Source organism: Streptomyces flavochromogenes (assembly GCF_000717595.1).
GTDB classification, from domain to species: domain Bacteria; phylum Actinomycetota; class Actinomycetes; order Streptomycetales; family Streptomycetaceae; genus Streptomyces; species Streptomyces flavochromogenes.
On record NZ_JNZO01000122.1, the window covers coordinates 1 to 337 of the forward strand.

Here is a 337-nt window from a genome sequence, read left to right on the forward strand (position 1 = left end):
ACGTCGTCTTCGAGAGCGCGCAGGGCCCGGTCAAGCTCGACGAGGCCGCGAGCGCCCACCTCACCCTGCTCGCCGGTGACATCACGGTCGGCCGTCTGGGCGGGTCCGCCGAGATCGGCACCCAGAAGGGCGACCTCCGCGTCGACGAGGCCATGGGCGGCACCGTCGTCCTGCGCACCGCCGCCGGCGACATCACGGTCGGCGCCGCCCGCGGCGTCTCCGCCGCCCTCGACGCCGGCACCGCCTACGGCCGCGTCCACAACGCCCTCACGAACACCGGCACCACCGGACTGACCCTCCACGCCACCACCTCCTACGGCGACATCACCGCCCGCAG

The 337-nt window shown here is 74.5% G+C and carries 1 protein-coding gene; it reads left to right on the forward strand.

All coding sequences use genetic code 11. The features are described 5' to 3' along the window. Positions 1–337, forward strand: a 337-nt coding sequence (locus IF00_RS0140535) for a DUF4097 family beta strand repeat-containing protein (RefSeq protein ID WP_030327165.1), incomplete at both ends; no start/stop codon positions are given.